This window comes from Hyphobacterium lacteum, assembly GCF_036330345.1.
GTDB classification, from domain to species: Bacteria; Pseudomonadota; Alphaproteobacteria; order Caulobacterales; family Maricaulaceae; genus Hyphobacterium; species Hyphobacterium lacteum.
Map to the genome: position 1 here is coordinate 385,286 of NZ_JAZDRP010000003.1, position 17,241 is coordinate 402,526.

The 17,241-nt window shown below is 61.8% G+C and carries 18 protein-coding genes; 14 read left to right on the plus strand and 4 right to left on the minus strand.

The features are described from left to right. Positions 1–30: 30 nt before the first annotated feature. From V0U79_RS06755 to V0U79_RS06770, 4 genes are all read left to right on the plus strand, one after another. Positions 31–171 (plus strand): hypothetical protein, encoded by a 141-nt coding sequence (locus tag V0U79_RS06755; protein WP_330198719.1) that lies wholly within the window; start codon positions 31–33, stop codon positions 169–171. Beyond that, a complete protein-coding gene (locus V0U79_RS06760; protein ID WP_330198720.1) occupies positions 155–1,738 on the plus strand; it encodes a hypothetical protein in 1,584 nt (527 codons plus the stop codon). Before V0U79_RS06755 ends, V0U79_RS06760 begins: the two co-directional genes overlap by 17 nt. Continuing rightward, positions 1,735–2,661 carry a site-specific tyrosine recombinase XerD gene (locus V0U79_RS06765; protein ID WP_330198721.1) on the plus strand — a complete coding sequence of 309 codons (927 nt, stop codon included), beginning with the start codon at positions 1,735–1,737 and terminating at the stop codon, positions 2,659–2,661. The genes V0U79_RS06760 and V0U79_RS06765 overlap by 4 nt, the downstream gene beginning before the upstream one ends. 91 nt (positions 2,662–2,752) lie before the next feature. Beyond that, on the plus strand, positions 2,753–3,736 hold the full coding sequence (locus tag V0U79_RS06770; RefSeq protein WP_330198722.1) for an acetyl-CoA carboxylase carboxyltransferase subunit alpha: 984 nt from the start codon (positions 2,753–2,755) through the stop codon (positions 3,734–3,736). On the opposite strand, the gene V0U79_RS06775 is transcribed toward V0U79_RS06770, so the two are convergent. Next, complete coding sequence (locus V0U79_RS06775; RefSeq protein ID WP_330198723.1) at positions 3,733–4,227, minus strand: GNAT family N-acetyltransferase; 495 nt, start codon at positions 4,225–4,227, stop codon at positions 3,733–3,735. The genes V0U79_RS06770 and V0U79_RS06775 overlap by 4 nt on opposite strands. Further along, the gene (secA, locus tag V0U79_RS06780) at positions 4,193–6,946 is read right to left on the minus strand and encodes a preprotein translocase subunit SecA (RefSeq protein ID WP_330198724.1); all 2,754 of its coding nucleotides are present in this window, start codon (positions 6,944–6,946) and stop codon (positions 4,193–4,195) included. The genes V0U79_RS06775 and secA overlap by 35 nt, the downstream gene beginning before the upstream one ends. A gap of 177 nt (positions 6,947–7,123) precedes the next feature. On the opposite strand from secA, the gene V0U79_RS06785 reads away from it, so the two are divergent. Genes V0U79_RS06785 through V0U79_RS06795 form a run of 3 tightly spaced genes read left to right on the plus strand, consistent with a single transcriptional unit; the run spans position 7,124 to position 8,613 of the window. Then, a complete protein-coding gene (locus V0U79_RS06785; RefSeq protein ID WP_330198725.1) occupies positions 7,124–8,017 on the plus strand; it encodes a peptidylprolyl isomerase in 894 nt (297 codons plus the stop codon). A gap of 39 nt (positions 8,018–8,056) precedes the next feature. Continuing rightward, positions 8,057–8,479 (plus strand): (deoxy)nucleoside triphosphate pyrophosphohydrolase, encoded by a 423-nt coding sequence (locus tag V0U79_RS06790; protein ID WP_330198726.1) that lies wholly within the window; start codon positions 8,057–8,059, stop codon positions 8,477–8,479. A 35-nt stretch (positions 8,480–8,514) separates the two neighbouring features. Then, positions 8,515–8,613: a hypothetical protein gene (locus tag V0U79_RS06795; protein ID WP_330198727.1), complete on the plus strand. Its 99-nt coding sequence runs from the start codon at positions 8,515–8,517 to the stop codon at positions 8,611–8,613. Here the strand turns inward: V0U79_RS06795 and V0U79_RS06800 are convergent. Further along, positions 8,610–9,512: a methyltransferase domain-containing protein gene (locus tag V0U79_RS06800; RefSeq protein WP_330198728.1), complete on the minus strand. Its 903-nt coding sequence runs from the start codon at positions 9,510–9,512 to the stop codon at positions 8,610–8,612. The genes V0U79_RS06795 and V0U79_RS06800 overlap by 4 nt on opposite strands. Here V0U79_RS06800 and V0U79_RS06805 point away from each other — a divergent pair. From V0U79_RS06805 to V0U79_RS06825, 5 genes are read left to right on the plus strand one after another with little or no spacing between them, the layout of a single operon-like run. Next, positions 9,503–10,276, plus strand: coding sequence for a ComFC family protein (locus V0U79_RS06805; RefSeq protein ID WP_330198729.1), 774 nt, complete (start codon positions 9,503–9,505; stop codon positions 10,274–10,276). The two genes, V0U79_RS06800 and V0U79_RS06805, sit on opposite strands and share 10 nt — an antisense overlap. Before the next feature lie 27 nt (positions 10,277–10,303). Continuing rightward, entirely contained in the window at positions 10,304–10,561 is a 258-nt protein-coding gene (gene grxC / locus V0U79_RS06810) for a glutaredoxin 3 (RefSeq protein ID WP_330198730.1), read from the plus strand. Positions 10,562–10,564: 3 nt separating this feature from the next. Further along, positions 10,565–11,383, plus strand: coding sequence for a carbon-nitrogen hydrolase family protein (locus V0U79_RS06815; RefSeq protein WP_330198731.1), 819 nt, complete (start codon positions 10,565–10,567; stop codon positions 11,381–11,383). Continuing rightward, entirely contained in the window at positions 11,380–11,853 is a 474-nt protein-coding gene (locus tag V0U79_RS06820; protein ID WP_330198732.1) for a DUF1178 family protein, read from the plus strand. Before V0U79_RS06815 ends, V0U79_RS06820 begins: the two co-directional genes overlap by 4 nt. Positions 11,854–11,895: 42 nt before the next feature. After that, entirely contained in the window at positions 11,896–12,849 is a 954-nt protein-coding gene (locus tag V0U79_RS06825; protein WP_330198733.1) for a CPBP family intramembrane glutamic endopeptidase, read from the plus strand. On the opposite strand, the gene ubiG is transcribed toward V0U79_RS06825, so the two are convergent. Beyond that, positions 12,818–13,579 (minus strand): bifunctional 2-polyprenyl-6-hydroxyphenol methylase/3-demethylubiquinol 3-O-methyltransferase UbiG, encoded by a 762-nt coding sequence (gene ubiG / locus V0U79_RS06830; protein ID WP_330198734.1) that lies wholly within the window; start codon positions 13,577–13,579, stop codon positions 12,818–12,820. The genes V0U79_RS06825 and ubiG overlap by 32 nt on opposite strands. 119 nt (positions 13,580–13,698) lie before the next feature. On the opposite strand from ubiG, the gene V0U79_RS06835 reads away from it, so the two are divergent. Continuing rightward, positions 13,699–14,913: an aspartate kinase gene (locus V0U79_RS06835; protein WP_330198735.1), complete on the plus strand. Its 1,215-nt coding sequence runs from the start codon at positions 13,699–13,701 to the stop codon at positions 14,911–14,913. Then, positions 14,913–17,228 (plus strand): phosphoenolpyruvate--protein phosphotransferase, encoded by a 2,316-nt coding sequence (gene ptsP / locus V0U79_RS06840; RefSeq protein WP_330198736.1) that lies wholly within the window; start codon positions 14,913–14,915, stop codon positions 17,226–17,228. The genes V0U79_RS06835 and ptsP overlap by 1 nt, the downstream gene beginning before the upstream one ends. Positions 17,229–17,241: the final 13 nt, after the last annotated feature.

The window sequence follows — 17,241 nt, forward strand, 5'->3', positions numbered from 1 at the left end:
GTAATGTGACGCCAAGCCTTGGAGCCTGCAATGCGTAACACCTTGATTGCCCTCGTCATCGGACTTGTTGTCCTGATCGGCGGATTTTTCGCGCTCGCCGCTATTGGCGGCAATGCCCAACCCGATCGTGAGGAGGTGCGTGTCGATGTCACCGATGAACTCACTCGCTAGTCTCGCGGCGATCCTGTCTCTCGGCACGGCCGCGGCCCAGGATATCGAGGTCCGCCAGCTTGGTTCGCTCGATCCGTTGGAAGTCGGTGTGGCGACCAACGGGCTCGGCGAGAATTTGTGGGCCGGATCGACCGTGCAGACCGCGCTGAATGCCCTGGAAGGCCTGCCCGCCAGCAGCGCGGAGTACCGCTCGCCAGCTCGCGCCAATCTGGTGGCACTGGCCCTGTTGTCGGGTGGCACACCGCCCCAGGGTGGGCGTGGCAACAATTCGCTGGCCAGCCTTCGCGCCGATCGCCTTCTGGCGGCATCCGGCGCTGAGGCGGTCTACAGCCTGCTCGAACGCACGCCGGGGCTCGACAGGGCACCTGACCTTGCCCGTCTGCATGCCGAGGCCGCCTTCGCTCTGGCGGCCAATGAAGCAGCCTGCCGCACAACGAATGGCCTCGTCATCGGCCGCGACCAGCCATACTGGCTCCGCGCCCGGGCCTTCTGTCATGCCCTGGCGGGCGAAGCTGCAGCCGCAGAGCTGTCCGCTGATCTTGCCCGTGTGGAAGAGGCGGATGCGAATTTCGACGGTCTTCTCTATGCCATCACAATCGGCCGCTGGACGGTTGATGAGGCGTCTGCCGATACCGGGCTCGACTGGGCACTGGCGGCAGTATCTCCGACAGAAGGCCGCCCGGTCGTCGATCTGTCCGATGCCCCGGGATGGCTGGTTGATGTCGCTGAAGCATCGTCAGCTCTGCCGGATCTGACCGCGGAACCGGCTCTGGCGCTGGAGGGGCTGTCCATGCAGGAAGGTGCCGCACGCGCCCAGACGCTGGAACAGCTGATCTATCAGGATTACGACCGGCTGGTCGCCGCGCAAGCTTTGGGACTCGCCTTCATCGAAGCGGATCGCAACAATGATTTCATGCGCGCAGCCCGGCGTTATGGCCGGCAGGTCGCGACCCTGCCTGTCACCTTCGAGACCATGGATCATGCCGGCCGTTTTGCTCTGGCCGCCTTGTCTGTGGGCGATATCGCAACGGCGACCCGCTGGCGAGAGGCGCTGGAAAACGGCCCGCCGGCGCGGACGCCCGTCTACGATCCCACCAAGCCGGATGATCTGATCGGTGCAATTCCGCAACCGGATCAGGCGGAATGGAATCCGCCGTCGCCCGCCTACATGGTGGCGCTCGATCTGGCTTTCCGCATTGCCCAAAATCAGGTGCGCCGGTCGTCGACCGATGCTCTGGTGCAGGCGCGTCTTGAGTCCGGAGCCTCCGGTCTGGGCGATGTCGCCGGCCTTGCAGGCCTGGGCATTTCCGTACCGCCGGATTTCCGTCTCGCCCTGTTCAATGCCGAGCCGGAAACGGTTTCACCGATGCTGGCAGCGATGGATGCCGCCGCCATGGCGGGGGCGCGTGCCGAAACCGCCTTGCTGGCAGCACAGATACTGGATGACGGCCCGTCAGGTGCTTCACCGATGGAGATGATGCGGATTACCGGCGCGCTGGACCGTGTCGGTCTTCGCGATATTGCCCTGTCGGTTGTCCTTGAGCGGATCATTGTGGAGCTGGCGTGAGCGACACGCAGCTCATTGATCTGTTTCTGGACATGATGGCCGCTGAACGCGGCGCATCAAAAAATACGCTGGATGCCTATCGCCGTGACCTGGAGGACATGTCCATGCGGCTGTCGTCGCGCGGCCGGAGCTTCATGAGTGCTTCAACGGGAGATATCGAGGCGTGTCTGGCGGAAATGGCACGCGAAGGTCTGTCGGCCTCAACGACCGCAAGACGTTTATCGGCCACCCGGCGTCTTTTCCGCTTTCTGCTGGCAGAAGGCCGGCGGGCCGACGATCCGGCACGATCCATGTCGGGACCGAAACGCGGACGGCCCTTGCCAAAAGTCATGTCCGAAGCTGACGTCGATGCGCTGTTTGCGGCTGCTGAGGCGCTGGAGGGGGTTCGCGGCGCGCGCGCTCGGGCGCTGCTGGAAATCCTCTATGCCGGCGGTCTCCGGGTGACCGAGCTGGTAACCCTCTCGCTCAATGCGGTCACCCGCGCACAAAGCACGCTGCATGTGACCGGCAAGGGCGGCAAGGAAAGGCTGGTTCCGCTCACCCCGCCGGCGATGGAGGCGATCCGGGACTGGCTGACCGTTCGCGAAAACAGCCTGCCCAAGGGCAATCCATCGGCGATGACCAGGGCTCAGCGTTTCCTGTTTCCCTCCTCCAGCGCCGCCGAAGGGCATCTGACGCGCGAACAGTTCGCACGTATCCTCAAGGACATCGCCGCTGCGGCCGGGCTGGACCCGAAAAAAATTTCGCCCCACGTCCTGCGCCATGCATTTGCGACACACCTTCTGGCCAACGGCGCGGACCTGCGCAGCGTGCAGACGCTGCTGGGTCATGCTGATATCTCGACCACCCAGATTTACACTCACGTTCTCGAAGAGCGATTGAAGACATTGGTTGAAACCGCCCATCCGCTGGCAAAGCGCTGATATCCACCGGCATTCGCGGCTTGTTCCTTGCAAGCCGGATGGCTAGGTTGCGCGGCGCTTCCGCAACCGGATGCAAAACAAGACAGGCTACATGTCAGACCCGACCCGGACCTATCTCGATTTCGAACGCCCCGTGGCCGAGCTCGATGCCAAGATCGAGGAACTCGAATCACTGGCCGCGTCCAATTCCGCTGACGTGCCGGATGTGGCCGACGAGATCGCAAAGCTGCGCCAGAAATCGGCCGATCAGCTGGCCAGCCTCTATGAGAAGCTGGATCCCTGGCGCAAGACCCAGGTCGCCCGCCATCCCGAGCGCCCGCATTTCCGCGATTACCGCAAGCATCTGATCGAGGATTTCGAGGAGCTGTGTGGCGACCGGCGTTTCTCCGAGGATCCGGCGATTGTCGGCGGCATTGGCCGCTTCAATGGCCGGTCCGTCGTGGTGATGGGTCATGAGAAGGGCCGCGATACGGCCTCGCGCCTGAAGCACAATTTCGGCATGGCGCGTCCGGAAGGCTATCGCAAGGCGATCCGCCTGATGGACATGGCCGAGAAATTCAACATGCCGGTCCTGACCTTCGTCGATACGGCCGGTGCCTATCCCGGCGTCGGGGCCGAAGAACGCGGTCAGGCCGAAGCCATTGCCCGCTCCACCGAGCGCTGCCTGTCGCTTGGCGTGCCGCTGATCTCGGTAATCGCGGGCGAGGGTGGTTCAGGCGGCGCTGTGGCTCTGGCCAGCGGCAACGCCGTCATCATGCTCCAGCATTCCATCTATTCGGTGATCTCGCCGGAAGGCTGCGCCTCCATCCTGTGGAAGGATTCGGCGCGGGCCCGCGATGCGGCCATCGCCATGAAGATCACCGCCCAGGACCTCAAGGGCCTGAAGATTATCGATCACATCATCAAGGAACCGGTCGGCGGCGCGCATCGCGCACCGGAAGACACGATCCGCAAGGTCGGTGAGAAGATCGATTCAGTGCTGTCCGGTCTGGAAGGCCTGAAGGCCAACACGCTGCGCAAACGCCGCCGCGAACGCTTCCTGGCGATTGGCCGGCTTGAAGCGAGCGAAAGCTAGAGCCGGTATTCCAGCCAGGGCAATAAACGGCCCGGAAACACGTCGGACGGCCGGTCGGCGATGAAGTCCGCGCCCATCTTTTCGTAAAAGCCACGCGCATCGGGATCCGACAGGATCGTCATCACGCTGTCGCCGGCTTCGCGCAGGCGCTGGGCGGCTTCCTGGAACAGCACACGCCCGGCACCGGTGCCAATGGCGTCAGGCTCTATGAACAGGAGATCCAGCGTGCCCGCGGGCGCATCACCGGGGTGCAGCTGGCATACGCCGAGAATCCGGTCTTCATGATCCAGCGCGACAAAGGCCAGGCCTTTTTCAACGCAGTCTTCCTCGACGCGCAGATAGGGCGCACAAGCAGCAATGAAATCATCATCATAGCCCCAATGGGCTTTTGATCTCAGGCACAGGGCTGACAGCGCCTCGCATTCATCAAGGCGAGCATCCCGAATCCGTAAAGGCTCAGGTCGAGACGGTGGGGCTGCCGATTGCGCCATGGCAATGCTTGTATTTCTTGCCGGATCCGCACGGACAGGGCGCATTCCGCTGGACTTTGCCCCAGGTGGCCGGATCAGACGGATTGCCGGCCATCGCCGTGCGGCGCTGGGTCGGGGCCGTCCGGGCCGCGACCGGACCGTCAGACGGATCGCCCATCTCGTTGCGGCCGGTCCGCGGGTCGATATGCGACGGCTTCATGTCCGGCAGAGGAGCCGGTTTCGGTGGAGCCGCCTGCACGCGCACCTTCATCATCACCTTCGTGACGTCCTCGCGCAGCGAGGACAGGAGGTGTTCAAACAGGGCAAAGGCCTCTGTCTTGTATTCGTTCAACGGGTCGCGCTGGGCATAGCCACGCAGGCCGATCATGGAACGCAGCGAATCGAGGCGTTGCAGGTGTTCCCGCCATCCACGATCGATGGTTTCCAGCAGGATCTGTTTTTCCACCTTGCGCATCAGATCGGCGCCGGTCTCGGCTGCCTTGGCGGCATAAGCCTTGTCGGAGGCGTCTTTCAGACGGTCGCAGATCTCTTCGTCGGCAATGCCTTCTTCCTCGGCCCAGTCGGCGACTGGCGCATCGAGATTGAGGTTTTCCTTCACCGCTTCGTCGAGCCCTTCAATATCCCACTGATCGGGCAGGGCGCGGGGCGGAATGAAGCGCGCAACGGTGTCCTCGACTGTTTCGTGACGCATGTCCTGGATGACGTCAGACACATCTTCATCGGTCATGAATTCGATGCGCTGTTCGAAGATCGCCTTGCGCTGATCATTCATCACATCATCGTATTTGAGGATGTTCTTGCGGATTTCGAAATTGCGTTGCTCGACCTTTTTCTGAGAGGTCTCCAGCGCCTTGGACATCCACGGGTGCTGGATGGCTTCGCCTTCCTTCAGGCCCAATGTCCGCATGATTGTATCGAGCCGTTCCGGCGCGAAAATGCGCAACAGATCATCCTCGACGGAAATGTAGAATTTGGTGCGCCCCGGATCGCCCTGGCGGCCTGACCGGCCGCGAAGCTGATTATCAATGCGGCGGCTTTCATGGCGCTCGGTCGCCAGCACATACAGGCCACCGGCTTCCAGCGCCTTGGCTTTCAATTCCGATACTTCGGCAGCGATTTCCGCGCGCTTGGCAGAAATCGCAGCGTCGTCAGGCTCCTGGCCTTTCGCGCGTTGCTCTTCCTTCCAGTCCTCGAGACGGAAATCGACATTGCCGCCCAGCTGGATGTCGGTGCCGCGGCCCGCCATGTTGGTAGCAATGGTCACTGCGCCGGGTACACCGGCCTGAGCCACGATCCGCGCTTCCTGCTCGTGATAACGCGCGTTCAACACCTGGTGCTTGATCTTCTTCTTCTTCAGAAACTCGGAAAGATCTTCGGATTTCTCGATCGAGACGGTACCGACCAGGACCGGTTGCCCTTTTTCGACCGATTGCTTGATGTCGGTGACAATCGCCTCGTATTTTTCCTTGGCGGTGCGATAGACCTCGTCGTCTTCATCGGCCCGGGCGATCGGCTTGTTGGTCGGGATTTCGGCCAGGCCCAGACCGTAGATCGAATGAAACTCGTCGGCTTCCGTGGAGGCCGTACCGGTCATGCCGCCCAACTTGCCATAGAGGCGGAAATAATTCTGGAAGGTGATCGATGCCAGCGTCTGGTTTTCCGGCTGGATATCGGCGCCTTCCTTGGCTTCGATGGCCTGGTGCAGCCCGTCTGAAAGACGGCGGCCCGGCATCATGCGCCCGGTGAACTCATCGATCAGCACGACCTTCCGGTCCTTGACGATATAGTCCTTGTCCTTCTGGTAGATCTTGTGGGCACGCAGGGCCTGGTTGAGGTGGTGCACAACCATGACGTTCTCCGCGTCATAGAGGTCGCCCTCTTCCAGAAGGCCACGCTCGCGCAGCAAATCCTCGATCTTTTCGTTGCCATCCTCGGTGATCAGGATGGAGCGCGACTTCTCGTCGATCTCGTAATCGTCCTCGTCCAGCAGCGGGATGAGGGCGTCCATCGTCTTGTAGAATTCGGTCTTGTCTTCAGTGCGTCCGGAAATGATCAGCGGCGTTCGCGCCTCGTCGATCAGGATGGAGTCCACCTCGTCGACGATCGCATAATGGTGCCCGCGCTGAACCATGTCCTTCAGCGAATACTTCATATTGTCACGTAGATAATCGAAGCCCAGCTCGTTATTCGTGCCGTATGTGACGTCGCACGCATAGGCTTCGCGGCGTTGATCATCGTTCAGACCGTGCAGGATCACGCCCGTGGTCAGGCCCAGCTTGGCATAAACCTGGCCCATCCATTCCGCGTCACGCTGGGCGAGATAATCGTTCACTGTGACAACGTGGACGCCCTTGCCCTGAAGCGCGTTGAGATAGACGGGCGCTGTTGCCACCAGCGTCTTGCCTTCACCGGTCTTCATCTCGGCAATGTCGCCCTCGTGCAGGACGATGCCGCCGACCAGCTGCACATCATAATGACGCTGGCCCAGCGAGCGCTTGGCGGCTTCGCGGACGGCAGCGAAGGCCTCCGGCAGAAGCGCATCCAGTTTTTCACCGTTTTCGAGACGCTGTTTGAACTCGGCCGTCTTGCCAATCAGCTGTTCATCCGTCAGGGCTTCGAACTCGGGTTCCAGAGCATTGATCGCAGCGACCTTGGGCTGAAGCTTTTTGAGCCGGCGGTCATTGGTCGAGCCGAAGATTTTGCGGGCGATGGAAAGCATGAATGAACCTGTGCATCCGGACGGCGGGGTCTCTGCCGGGTGTCAGACAACTTGACGTCACCCCGTTGGCGGCCCCATTGAAAACCGGACTTGACTTAAGGACGCGTGGAATAGGTGTCAATGAAACGCGGCTGCGACACACATATGTTGAAAACAAAAGCCTTACTGATACTCGCCATGGCCAGCCTTTCCGCTTGCGCGGGGCCGGATTCTTCCAGTGAGGAATCGGCTGAACTTCCACCACCGGATAATGCTGTGGCGGTGGTCGATCAGACCGTGATCTATAATGCGGCTGTGCAGCGCGAGGCGCTTGCCCAGGGCCTGGTCGGGGACGGCGAACGCCTCTCCCCGGATGACCCCGAATATGACCGCCTCGTCGATGAGCTGGTGGATCAGCGCTTGCTGGCGCTGGAGGCCCGCCGCCGCGGCCTCCAGAATTCGCCGGAGGCCCGCCGCCGGATCGCAGCCGCGGAAGAACGCATTCTCGGCAATATCCTGCTGGAAACGGAAATTGCGGTTCAAGTGACGGATGAGGCCGCTCAACGCCTTTACAGCGAGCAGACCGGCCTTGCCCGTCCGGGTGAGCAGATCCGGGCGCGGCACATCCTGGTCGATAGCCTTGAGGCGGCCGAGGCGATCATTGCGCTTTTCAATGATGGCCGGGACTTTGCCGAACTGGCAGTGCAGTATTCCCAGGACGTGGCCACGCGCATTCAGGGCGGGGATCTGGGCTATTTCTCACGCGATGGCGTGTTACCGGAAATTGCCTCCGCAGCCTTTGCCGCCCGGGAGGGTGAACTGGCCGGACCGATCGAGACGGAAGCCGGCTGGCATGTCCTGCTGATTATCGACCGCCGTGCTCCCTCTGGCCCGTCATTTGAGGAAATTCGCCCGTCTATCGTACGCTTTCTGACCTTTGAGACGATATCCCGGCTCGTTGACAGTCTGCGCGAGGACGCCAGCATCGAAATCGTCAGCCCGGAAAGTGAAATCGCTACGGAATCACCGGCGATTGCGCTGGATGCGCCTGAGGCGGAAGCCGGGGAAGGCGCAGAAGATAATGGAAATTAACCCTGTTTTCTCACGTGATTTTAAGGACAAACCTGCAGGATGAGTGACGTCAGACCGGTCCTGCTGGTAGCAGCCTGTGCCCTTTGCGATGCCGATGGGCGCGTGCTCATTGCGCAAAGACCCGAGGGCAAGGCCCTGGCCGGCCTCTGGGAATTTCCCGGTGGAAAGGTCGAGGCCAATGAGACGCCCGAACAAACCATTGTTCGGGAATTGCGCGAGGAACTCGGGATCGAACCATGCGAAACCTGCCTGCAACCGTTCGCTTTTGCCTCGCACCCCTACGAGCGCTTCCATCTTGTCATGCCGCTTTTCATCTGCCGGCGCTGGGACGGTTTCATCGCGCCGCAGGAAAACCAGCAGATCGCCTGGGTCCGCCCCGACAAGCTGGGCAGTTTCGATCTGGCGCCGGCGGACAAGCCGCTGGCTGCCGAGCTGCGCGATCGCTTGCCACCCGCTTCCTGACCGATGAGCGTGGCGGGACAGCTATCGAATATTCCGTGATTGCCGTGATCATCACTGTTGCGGCCGTTGGCGGTCTCGCACTGATTGGCCCGCAGGTCCTGCAGATGTTTACGGATGCCGGTGGAGCCTTCTAGCGGCCGGCTTTTTCGCCCGCAGAGTTTTCCACCACCCCCAACGCGTCGGCCAGGCGCGCCGTGGCCGAGCCCGGCCGTTTCGGGCGCGGTTGATCGGGGTGAGGCGCCCAACCGCCCGCATGAATGATCTCGAAAGTCGCCGGGATTTTCCCGTCGTCTCCGGCAAAACGCTCGGCATAGATTTCCGCGGTTCTCACAAAGAAGCGTTTGCTGACCGGCCGGCGTGAACGCTCGGCGAGATTACTGGTTTCGCCCATCGCGCGCAGATCCCGCATCAGTACAAAGGAATTGCCGTACCGAACCGTCACGCGGTCGACATCTGTGACCGGCATGGCGAAGCCGGTGCGTTGCAGAAGCCCGGCCATGTCCATCGTGTCCGCAAAAGGCGAAACCCGCGCCGAAGCACCACCATGGATCTCGGTTTCGGCCGCCAGCATCGACTGGCGTAACTCCTTCAGGCTGGCTCCCCCGAACACCGCTGCGGCGAAGAAGCCATCGCTCTTCAGCGCCCGGTTGATCTGGATCAGGACACCCGGCAGGTCATTGCACCAGTGAAGCGCCAGGGGGGAGATCACCAGATCGAAACTTTCGTCGGCAAAGGGCAGGCACTCCTCGTCAACGCAGACCTGTCGCGCCAGCTTTTCGGCTATATCCGTCTCGATCAGCGTGCCGATCTTGGCGGCAGCTGATGGGCGTTCGGCCAGCATTTGCCCGAAAACACCGCCTCCACCGAGAACCAGCACGCGCTCGAAATCCCGGTTGATGCTTTCCACCCGGTCGAGCAAATCGTCAATCACACGTTGCAACAGAAAGTCGTATTCGGGCAGACTGGCCGCCGCACGGTTACGGCGCTGACGCAACAGCGCGCGATCAAACAGGATGGGCGGGGATGCACTCATGCCTCCGATATGGCGCGGCTGGCGCTTTAAAGAAAGCCGGGAGCGCAATTGCCGATGTGCTCTGGCCGCCCGTGTCACCGCTGACGGGAGAAACAGTTGGTGCGCGCGGCCAGCTCGAAGCGGACACATGGAGCCGTATCCATTTCCTCGCTGCTCCCTGGTGCGAGACCTGTGGTCTGCCATTTTCTTTCCCGGTCGGGGCAGGGGCGGAATGTGCAGCCTGCATTGCGCGTCCTCCGCGGACTAACAAGGCCCGCGCGGCACTGGCCTATGGCGACGTTTCGCGGCGTCTGGTGCTGGACTTCAAGCATGGCGGACGTCTTGATGCGCTCGACCAGATGGCCCGATGGATGGTGCATGCCGGGAAGGATGGTCTGGCCGGCGCCCAGGCCCTGATACCGGTCCCCTTGCATCCCTCCCGGCTGTTTTCGCGCCGCTTCAACCAGTCCGCCCTGCTGGCGGACTCCATGTCCCGGCAGACAGGAATTCCGCTCGAGACGGGCTGGCTGGTCCGGTCACGCCGCACACCGACGCAGGCGGGCCAGTCCGGCCGGGGCCGCCGCCGCAATGTCGAAGGTGCGTTCCGGGTCACTGCAGAAGGCCAGCACTCTCTGCCGGGGAAAACCGTCGTTCTGATTGATGACGTGATGACCACAGGCGCAACATTCGAGGCCTGTGCTGCGCCCTTGCTGCGCGCGGGGGCCAGCGTCGTCAACGCTGTGGCCATTGCACGCGTTGTGAAACCGACAGATCCCACTACATAGTGGAAAAGGAAAGCTGGAGATTCGATCATGGCGAAGGTCACGATCTATACGCGCGCCATGTGTGGTTACTGCACACGCGCGGTCAATTTGCTGAAGAGCAAGGGCGTTGACTTCGAGGAGATCAATGCCGGGTTTGATGCAGCCAAGCGGCAGGAAATGATCCAGCGTTCGCATGGTGGCCGGACGTTTCCGCAAATCTTCATCGGCGATGACCATATCGGCGGAAGCGACGATCTGATGCGGCTGGAACGGGCCGGCAAGCTCGACGCACTTCTGCAGGCCTGAGGCATGCGTGTCGGCCTAATCCAGATGCGCTCCGGCATCACCATCGATGCCAATCTTGCGGCTGCTGAAGAGCTGATCCGAGCAGCCGCAGCCGATGGCGCAACATTTGTCGCAACACCGGAGACCACGCATCTGGTCCAGAAGGACGCGGACGGGCTTTTCGATGTCCTGCAGACGCCCGACACCGACCCGGCGATGGCGTTCTTTGCCGGGCTGGCGAAGGAATTGGGCATTACGCTGCTGATTGGTTCGATGGCGCTGAAAACTGGCGAGCGACAGGCCGTCAACCGCTCCTGCCTGTTTGGCCCGGACGGCGCTCTTCTTGCCACATACGACAAGGTCCACATGTTCGATGTCGGTCTCGGCGCGGGCGAGACCTATTCGGAATCGACGAATTACCGGGCCGGTGAGAGGGCCGTAATCGCCGACATCCCCGGTGCCCGTCTGGGCCTTACCATCTGCTATGATGTCCGCTTCGCCTATCTCTATCGCAAGCTGGCGAAGGCCGGTGCGCAGATCATCACTGTCCCGTCAGCTTTCACCCGTCCGACCGGCAAGGCGCACTGGGAAGTGCTGCTGCGCGCGCGTGCGATCGAGACGGGCAGTTACATTCTCGCCCCGGCGCAGGGTGGTTTGCACGAGGATGGCCGCAAGACATGGGGACATTCGATGATTGTTGACCCGTGGGGCGAGATCATCGCCTGCCTGGGTCATGACGAGCCGGGAATTCTGATCGCCGATCTGGATCTGGCGAAGGTGGATACAGCCCGCACGCGCATTCCCTCGCTGGCGCATGATCGGCCGTTCAGCGGGCCGGATTGACGGCTTCACTTGGCGTTCAACGCTTTCATGCCCATATATATTCCATGATCCGCTATGCGCTCATATGTGACGGCTCGCATCAGTTCGAAGCCTGGTTCCGCAATTCCGGGGATTTCGACACCCAGTCGGAAGCCGGTCTGGTGGAATGCCCGCATTGCGGCTCACCCTCCGTGCGCAAGGCGGTGATGGCGCCGGCGGTCTCGACCGGCAAGGCCAGGACAGCGCCGGATCCGCAGAAGGTCATGATGGAAATGGCGGGCAAGATCCGCAGTCATATTTCCGAGAATTTCGACTATGTCGGCGATAAGTTCGCGACCGAAGCGCGCGCCATGCATGAGGGTGCCAAGCCAGAGCGCGCCATCTATGGCGAAACCACGCCGGAAGAATCGAAAGCCCTGGCCGATGAAGGCGTGCCTTGCGCGCCGCTGCCCGATCCCTTCGTGCCGAAGGAAGCGAAGAAGCTGAACTAGGCGTCACTTGACCTTCCACAAATTCGCCCTGCCAATGGCTGAATGACCCATTGGCATCGCTTCGGCCTGTTCTTTTTGCTGTCCATCCTGCTGCTGGCACTTGTGCCATTGATCGACCTGGCCGCAGGCGGCGGGCTGATGGATTTCCAGGCCCAGGCCAATCGCGCCAGCGAAGCCACCGGAATTCTCTGGACGTCCAATCTGGTCAATCTTGTACGCCTCGCCCTCGTTGAACCGGGCTTGTGGCTTTTGGTGCTTGGAAGTGCCGTACCGACACTGGCCGGCCTGATATTGCTGGCCATGTCGCCCGCTGCTGCGCGGCAAAGATTTCTGGCAAGGCTCAACCCGCTGGGTATCCAACGGACCAGCCCGCTGTCGGCTCTTGGCAGCTACGGTCTTATCATCCTGCTTCTTGTGACGGCGCTCATTATAGCTGGCGGTATCCGCTACCGGTTGGGTGGTTCCTATATTTTTGCTGTCGATCTCGCCAGCCTGTCCCTGTGGCCCGCCATTCTTTCGGCGGCTTTCCTCGATCAAGGTGCGGTGCTGGAAGAGGGCGGCTGGCGCGGTGTCGGCCAGTCCGTCCTGACCGATGCCGGCGTCTCACCTTTGCTGGCAGCCATCGTGATCGGGCTCGCCTGGGGATTATGGCATGTGCCACGCGACATCTTTGCCGGTTTACCGGGCAGTCTGGGACTGGACACCTACCTTGCGTTCTATCTGCCTGCATTCCTGCTGGGCACGGTAACGACGTCCATTGTCGCCATCTATTTCATGAACCGGCTGAATGGTGCGCTGCTGCCGGCCATCATGGTGCATGGCCTTGTCAACGATTCCATGGGCCTGTCGGGCATCGCCCCGATCGAGGTGGCGCTGACACCTGTTCACCAGATCACCAAGGCGCTGCCCTTGTTGGCCATCTGTCTCGTGTTGATTGCCTTGACAAAGGGCCAGCTGGGCCAGCTCAAGCCTTCACCGCCACCATCAGATAATTGACGCTGGCATCACCGGTGATCTCGAACGCGTCCTGCAGCGGATTATAGCTGACACCTTCGGCTTCGCGGACGCTCATGCCTTCCGATGACAGGGCGGCCCGGACTTCCTCCGGCTTGATCAGTTTTTCGAACCGGTGCGTGCCGCGCGGCAGCCAGCGCATTACCCATTCCGCGCCGAATATCGCGAAGACGAAGGCCTTGGAGGTGCGATTGATACTGCCGACCACCATGATACCGCCGGGTTTGAGCAGTTTGGCGCAATCCTTCAGGAACTGGTCCGGATTGGCGACGTGTTCGACGACTTCCAGGTTCAGAACGACATCGAACTGCGCGTCGCCTTCTTCCAGCAATTGTTCGGCTGTGCCGTGGCGATAATCGATTTCCAGACCCTGTTCCTCGGCGTGAACGGTCGCGGTCTTGATATTGGCCTCGGCCGCATCGACGGCTGTGACGCTGGCGCCCAGCCGCGCCATGGGTTCGGCGATCAGCCCGCCGCCACAGCCGATGTCGAGCAGTTTCAGGCCGGTCAGTGGTGTCTCACCGGGCGCGCGTTCGTAATGCGTCAGGATGGCATCGCGTATATAGGCCAGCCGCGCCGGGTTGAATTTGTGCAGCGGCTTGAACTTCGAGTCCGGGTCCCACCATTCCGCGGCGATGCGCGAGAATTTCTCGATCTCTTGGGGGTCCACCGAGGGGCGGGAGAGTTTTTCCGGAGCGTCTGCCTGGGCCATGTCTGCCACTCTTTTTTCTGCGGATAATTGTGACTGCCTTAATATGGCCTCGTGAACTAGCACTTTCGAGCCCGGCGTGAAGCGGTTATACGCCGCAGCAGAGCATGCGAGGGTCCGGCTTGACCACGAGAGTCCTGAAATTCGGCGGAACATCTGTGGGATCGCTGGAGCGAATCCGGGCGAGTGCGGCCATCGCCGCGGCCGATATCCGACGCGGTGACAAGGTTGCGGTCGTGGTCTCGGCCATGGCGGGCGAGACTGACCGCCTGCTGCGCCTGGCTGGCGGGCTTGGGCATGGGCTGGGCGACGAGGAAACCGATGTTGTCCTCAGCGCCGGCGAACAGGTCAGTGCTGCCCTGATGGCGATGGCATTGCGGTTGGAAGGTCTTGAAGCCCAATCCTTCCTGGGTTGGCAGGCCGGGATCCGCACCGATGGTCCGCCGGGCGCGGCCCGCATCAGCGGTCTGGACGCCTCCCCGATTCGCGCGGCCATGGAGAAAGGCCATGTGCCTGTCATGGCTGGTTATCAGGGCGCGTCGAAGGAAGACCGTTTGCGGACGCTGGGACGGGGTGGCACGGATCTGTCGGCGGTTGCGCTGGCAGCGGCGCTGGAGGCGCATTGCGACATCTACACCGATGTCGATGGCGTTTTCACGACCGATCCGCGGATCGAGCCGGATGCGCGCCGCATCGAAAAAATAAGCTATGATGAAATGCTGGAACTCGCCGCGCAGGGGGCAAAAGTGCTACAGACGCGCTCGGCGGAGTTTGCCAAGGCCCGCAATGTTCCCTTGCGGGTCTTGTCCAGCTTCGCAGAGCCGGGCCAATCGGAAGGCACGATGATCATGCAAGCCGAAGATATCGCAGAACGCCGCATTGTGTCGGGCATCGCTTATGCGCGCGACCAGGCTCGAATTGCGCTGCGCGGCCTGTCCGGTGCGCCGCAATCGGCCGCCAGCGTGTTTGCTGGCCTGGCCGATGCTGATATCGGCATCGACATGATTGTTCAATCGCCGGCCAGCGAATCCGGGCGGACAAATCTGGAATTCACCATCGATTATCGCGATCTCGACAAGGCGCTGGAGAAAATCGGCGAGAGTGATGCGCGCGAAGTGCTCAGCGAGACTGGGCTGGCGAAAGTGTCGGTCGTCGGGCTTGGCCTCAATCGCCGGGCGGATGTGGCGCGCATTCTTTATAACGCGCTGGCCGAACAGAAGATCGGTATCCGGACGGTGTCGACTTCCGAGATCAAGATCAGCGTTCTGATCGAGAACGACGCCGTGGAGCAGGCGGTGCGCGCCCTGCATGCCGCCTACGGGCTGGATGACGCCTGATGGATGATGTCCTCAACAATTCCGAGGCCAGGGATCTGGCACCGGGCCCGCGGCGGCTGTTATCGCGCCTTCGCAGCCTTATGGCGGCTCAGGAAAATGCGCAAAAACGTCTCGATCATCTGACCGGCATGATCGCCGAGGAAACCGGTGCCGACGTGTCGTCCATCTATCTCGCCCGCCGCTCTGGCGCGCTGGAATTGTGTGCGACTCACGGGCTCAAGCAGGAAGCCGTCCACAATACGCGTCTCCAGCATGGCGAAGGCCTGGTCGGCCAGGTCGCGTTGACCGCCAAGCCCTTGTCCGTAGCCGATGCACAGCAACATCCGGCCTTCTCCTATCGCCCGGAAACCGGCGAAGAGCCTTTCAAATCCTTTGTCGGTGTGCCGATCCTGCGCGGCGGCCGGCTGGTCGGGGTCCTGACCAGCCAGACCATCGATGGCCGCCAACTGGCCGATGGCGAAATCGAGACGCTGCAAACCGTGGCCATGATCCTCGCCGAGATCATTGCCTCCGGGCAGATCATCGCACCGGAAGATCTTGCGGGTCTGGATGTCCGGCCGTCAAAGTCCGAGCGGTTCCAGGGCGGTGCTTTCTCACCCGGCCTGGCGATTGGTGTGGCCGTGGTCCACGAACCGCATGTCTCGCCGGTTCGTCTGATCGCCGACGATCCCGACGACGAGGAAGCCCGGCTGGACATCGCCATCAATGAACTTCGGCGCGCGATCGACGACATGCTGGATGCCGGCCGCCTGCCATTTGGCGGACCGACCCGCGATGTGCTGGAAGCCTACCGCATGTTTGCCCATGACCGCGGCTGGCTGCGCCAGTTGCGCGATGCGGTGAAACAGGGGCTAACGGCAGAGGCTGCTGTCGAGCGGGTCCGTAATGAACACCGCGCACGCCTGATGCAGGCCAAGGACATGAATTTCCGGGAACGGCTGCATGATCTGGAAGACCTCGCCAACCGGCTGCTGCGCCATCTCGACGAAACAACAAAGGATGCCGGCGCGCCCTTGCCGGACAATTCCGTTCTGATTGCTCGCTCGATCGGGCCGGCTGAGCTGCTGGATTATGACCGCTCGAAATTGAAGGGGCTGGCGCTTGAGGAAGGGTCGGCCTCCAGCCATGCCGTAATCGTGGCCAAGGCGTTGGGCATCCCGCTTGTGGGCCGCGTCGAGGGTGCGCTGGACCGTGTGGAGACCGGTGATCCGGTCATTCTCGATGGCGAATTCGGCCTGCTCCATATCCGCCCCAATGAGGAGGTGCGCGAAGCCTATGCCGATCGCGCCGAGGCGATCACCCGTCAGGCTGCTGAATTCGCCAAGCTGAAGGACACGCCGTCGGTAACTGCCGATGGCCAGGCGTTCGAGCTGCATCTCAATGCCGGTCTGCTGGTCGAATTGAAGCGGCTCGAGGAAACCGGTGCGGCGGGTATTGGCCTCTTCCGGACCGAATTCCAGTTCATGGTCGCCGATACCCTGCCCATGGTGGAAGAGCAGACGACGCTCTACAGCGCGGTGATGGATGCCTGTGGTAGCCGCCCGGCGGTATTCCGGACCCTGGATCTGGGCGGTGACAAGGTCACCGCCAGTGCTCCTGCCATGCGCGAGCCCAACCCGGCGCTGGGCTGGCGGGCAATCCGCATGGGCCTCGACCGTCCCGGGCTTCTGCGCCTGCAATTACGCGCCCTGATCCGCGCCGCTGCCGGACGGCGGCTGGATGTTCTTTTCCCGATGATTGCCGCACCGTGGGAATTCTTTGCCGCCTGCGACATGCTTGAAGCCGAGATCGAGCGCGCCCGCAAGCATGGCCACCAACTGCCGGAAAGCTGGCATGCCGGCCTGATGCTGGAGACACCCGGCATGGCTTTTGCCATCGAGGAGGCTCTGCCGCGCGCCGACTTCGTGGCTGTCGGGGCCAATGATCTGATGCAGTATTTCTTTGCCGCCGACCGGCTGAATGCCCGTGTATCGGATCGCTATGATATCCTGTCCCCACCGGCCTTGCGGTTGTTCCGGCATGTCCAGCAGGCTTGTGCGGCGCAGAATGTTCCGGTCTCGATATGCGGGGAGACAGCCAGCAAGCCGCTGGAGGCGGCTGTGCTGTTGGCGCTGGGCTATTCCAAGCTCTCCATGGCCGCATCCAGCATCGCGCCGGTCCGGACTTTGCTGAACGATGTCGACGTTAAAAAACTTGGCGCGTGGCTTGCATCACGGCTGGATCAGCCGGGCCGCACCTTGCGGACCGGGTTGCTGGAAGCCGGAGATGATGCAGGATTACCGCCAGAAGCTGTTGATAACTCGCGTATCATCTGAAATTATCAGCACC

What these genes read in the sequence shown, in the direction of transcription:
- V0U79_RS06755 (WP_330198719.1), top strand. Translation starts at nt 31, where the DNA reads ATGCGTAACACCTTGATTGCCCTCGTCATCGGACTTGTTGTCCTGATC.
- V0U79_RS06760 (WP_330198720.1), top strand. Translation starts at nt 155, where the DNA reads ATGAACTCACTCGCTAGTCTCGCGGCGATCCTGTCTCTCGGCACGGCC.
- V0U79_RS06770 (WP_330198722.1), top strand. Translation starts at nt 2,753, where the DNA reads ATGTCAGACCCGACCCGGACCTATCTCGATTTCGAACGCCCCGTGGCC.
- V0U79_RS06775 (WP_330198723.1), bottom strand. Translation starts at nt 4,227, where the DNA reads ATGGCGCAATCGGCAGCCCCACCGTCTCGACCTGAGCCTTTACGGATT.
- secA (WP_330198724.1), bottom strand. Translation starts at nt 6,946, where the DNA reads ATGCTTTCCATCGCCCGCAAAATCTTCGGCTCGACCAATGACCGCCGG.
- V0U79_RS06785 (WP_330198725.1), top strand. Translation starts at nt 7,124, where the DNA reads ATGGCCAGCCTTTCCGCTTGCGCGGGGCCGGATTCTTCCAGTGAGGAA.
- V0U79_RS06790 (WP_330198726.1), top strand. Translation starts at nt 8,057, where the DNA reads ATGAGTGACGTCAGACCGGTCCTGCTGGTAGCAGCCTGTGCCCTTTGC.
- V0U79_RS06805 (WP_330198729.1), top strand. Translation starts at nt 9,503, where the DNA reads ATGCACTCATGCCTCCGATATGGCGCGGCTGGCGCTTTAAAGAAAGCC.
- V0U79_RS06800 (WP_330198728.1), bottom strand. Translation starts at nt 9,512, where the DNA reads ATGAGTGCATCCCCGCCCATCCTGTTTGATCGCGCGCTGTTGCGTCAG.
- grxC (WP_330198730.1), top strand. Translation starts at nt 10,304, where the DNA reads ATGGCGAAGGTCACGATCTATACGCGCGCCATGTGTGGTTACTGCACA.
- V0U79_RS06815 (WP_330198731.1), top strand. Translation starts at nt 10,565, where the DNA reads ATGCGTGTCGGCCTAATCCAGATGCGCTCCGGCATCACCATCGATGCC.
- V0U79_RS06825 (WP_330198733.1), top strand. Translation starts at nt 11,896, where the DNA reads ATGACCCATTGGCATCGCTTCGGCCTGTTCTTTTTGCTGTCCATCCTG.
- ubiG (WP_330198734.1), bottom strand. Translation starts at nt 13,579, where the DNA reads ATGGCCCAGGCAGACGCTCCGGAAAAACTCTCCCGCCCCTCGGTGGAC.
- ptsP (WP_330198736.1), top strand. Translation starts at nt 14,913, where the DNA reads ATGGATGATGTCCTCAACAATTCCGAGGCCAGGGATCTGGCACCGGGC.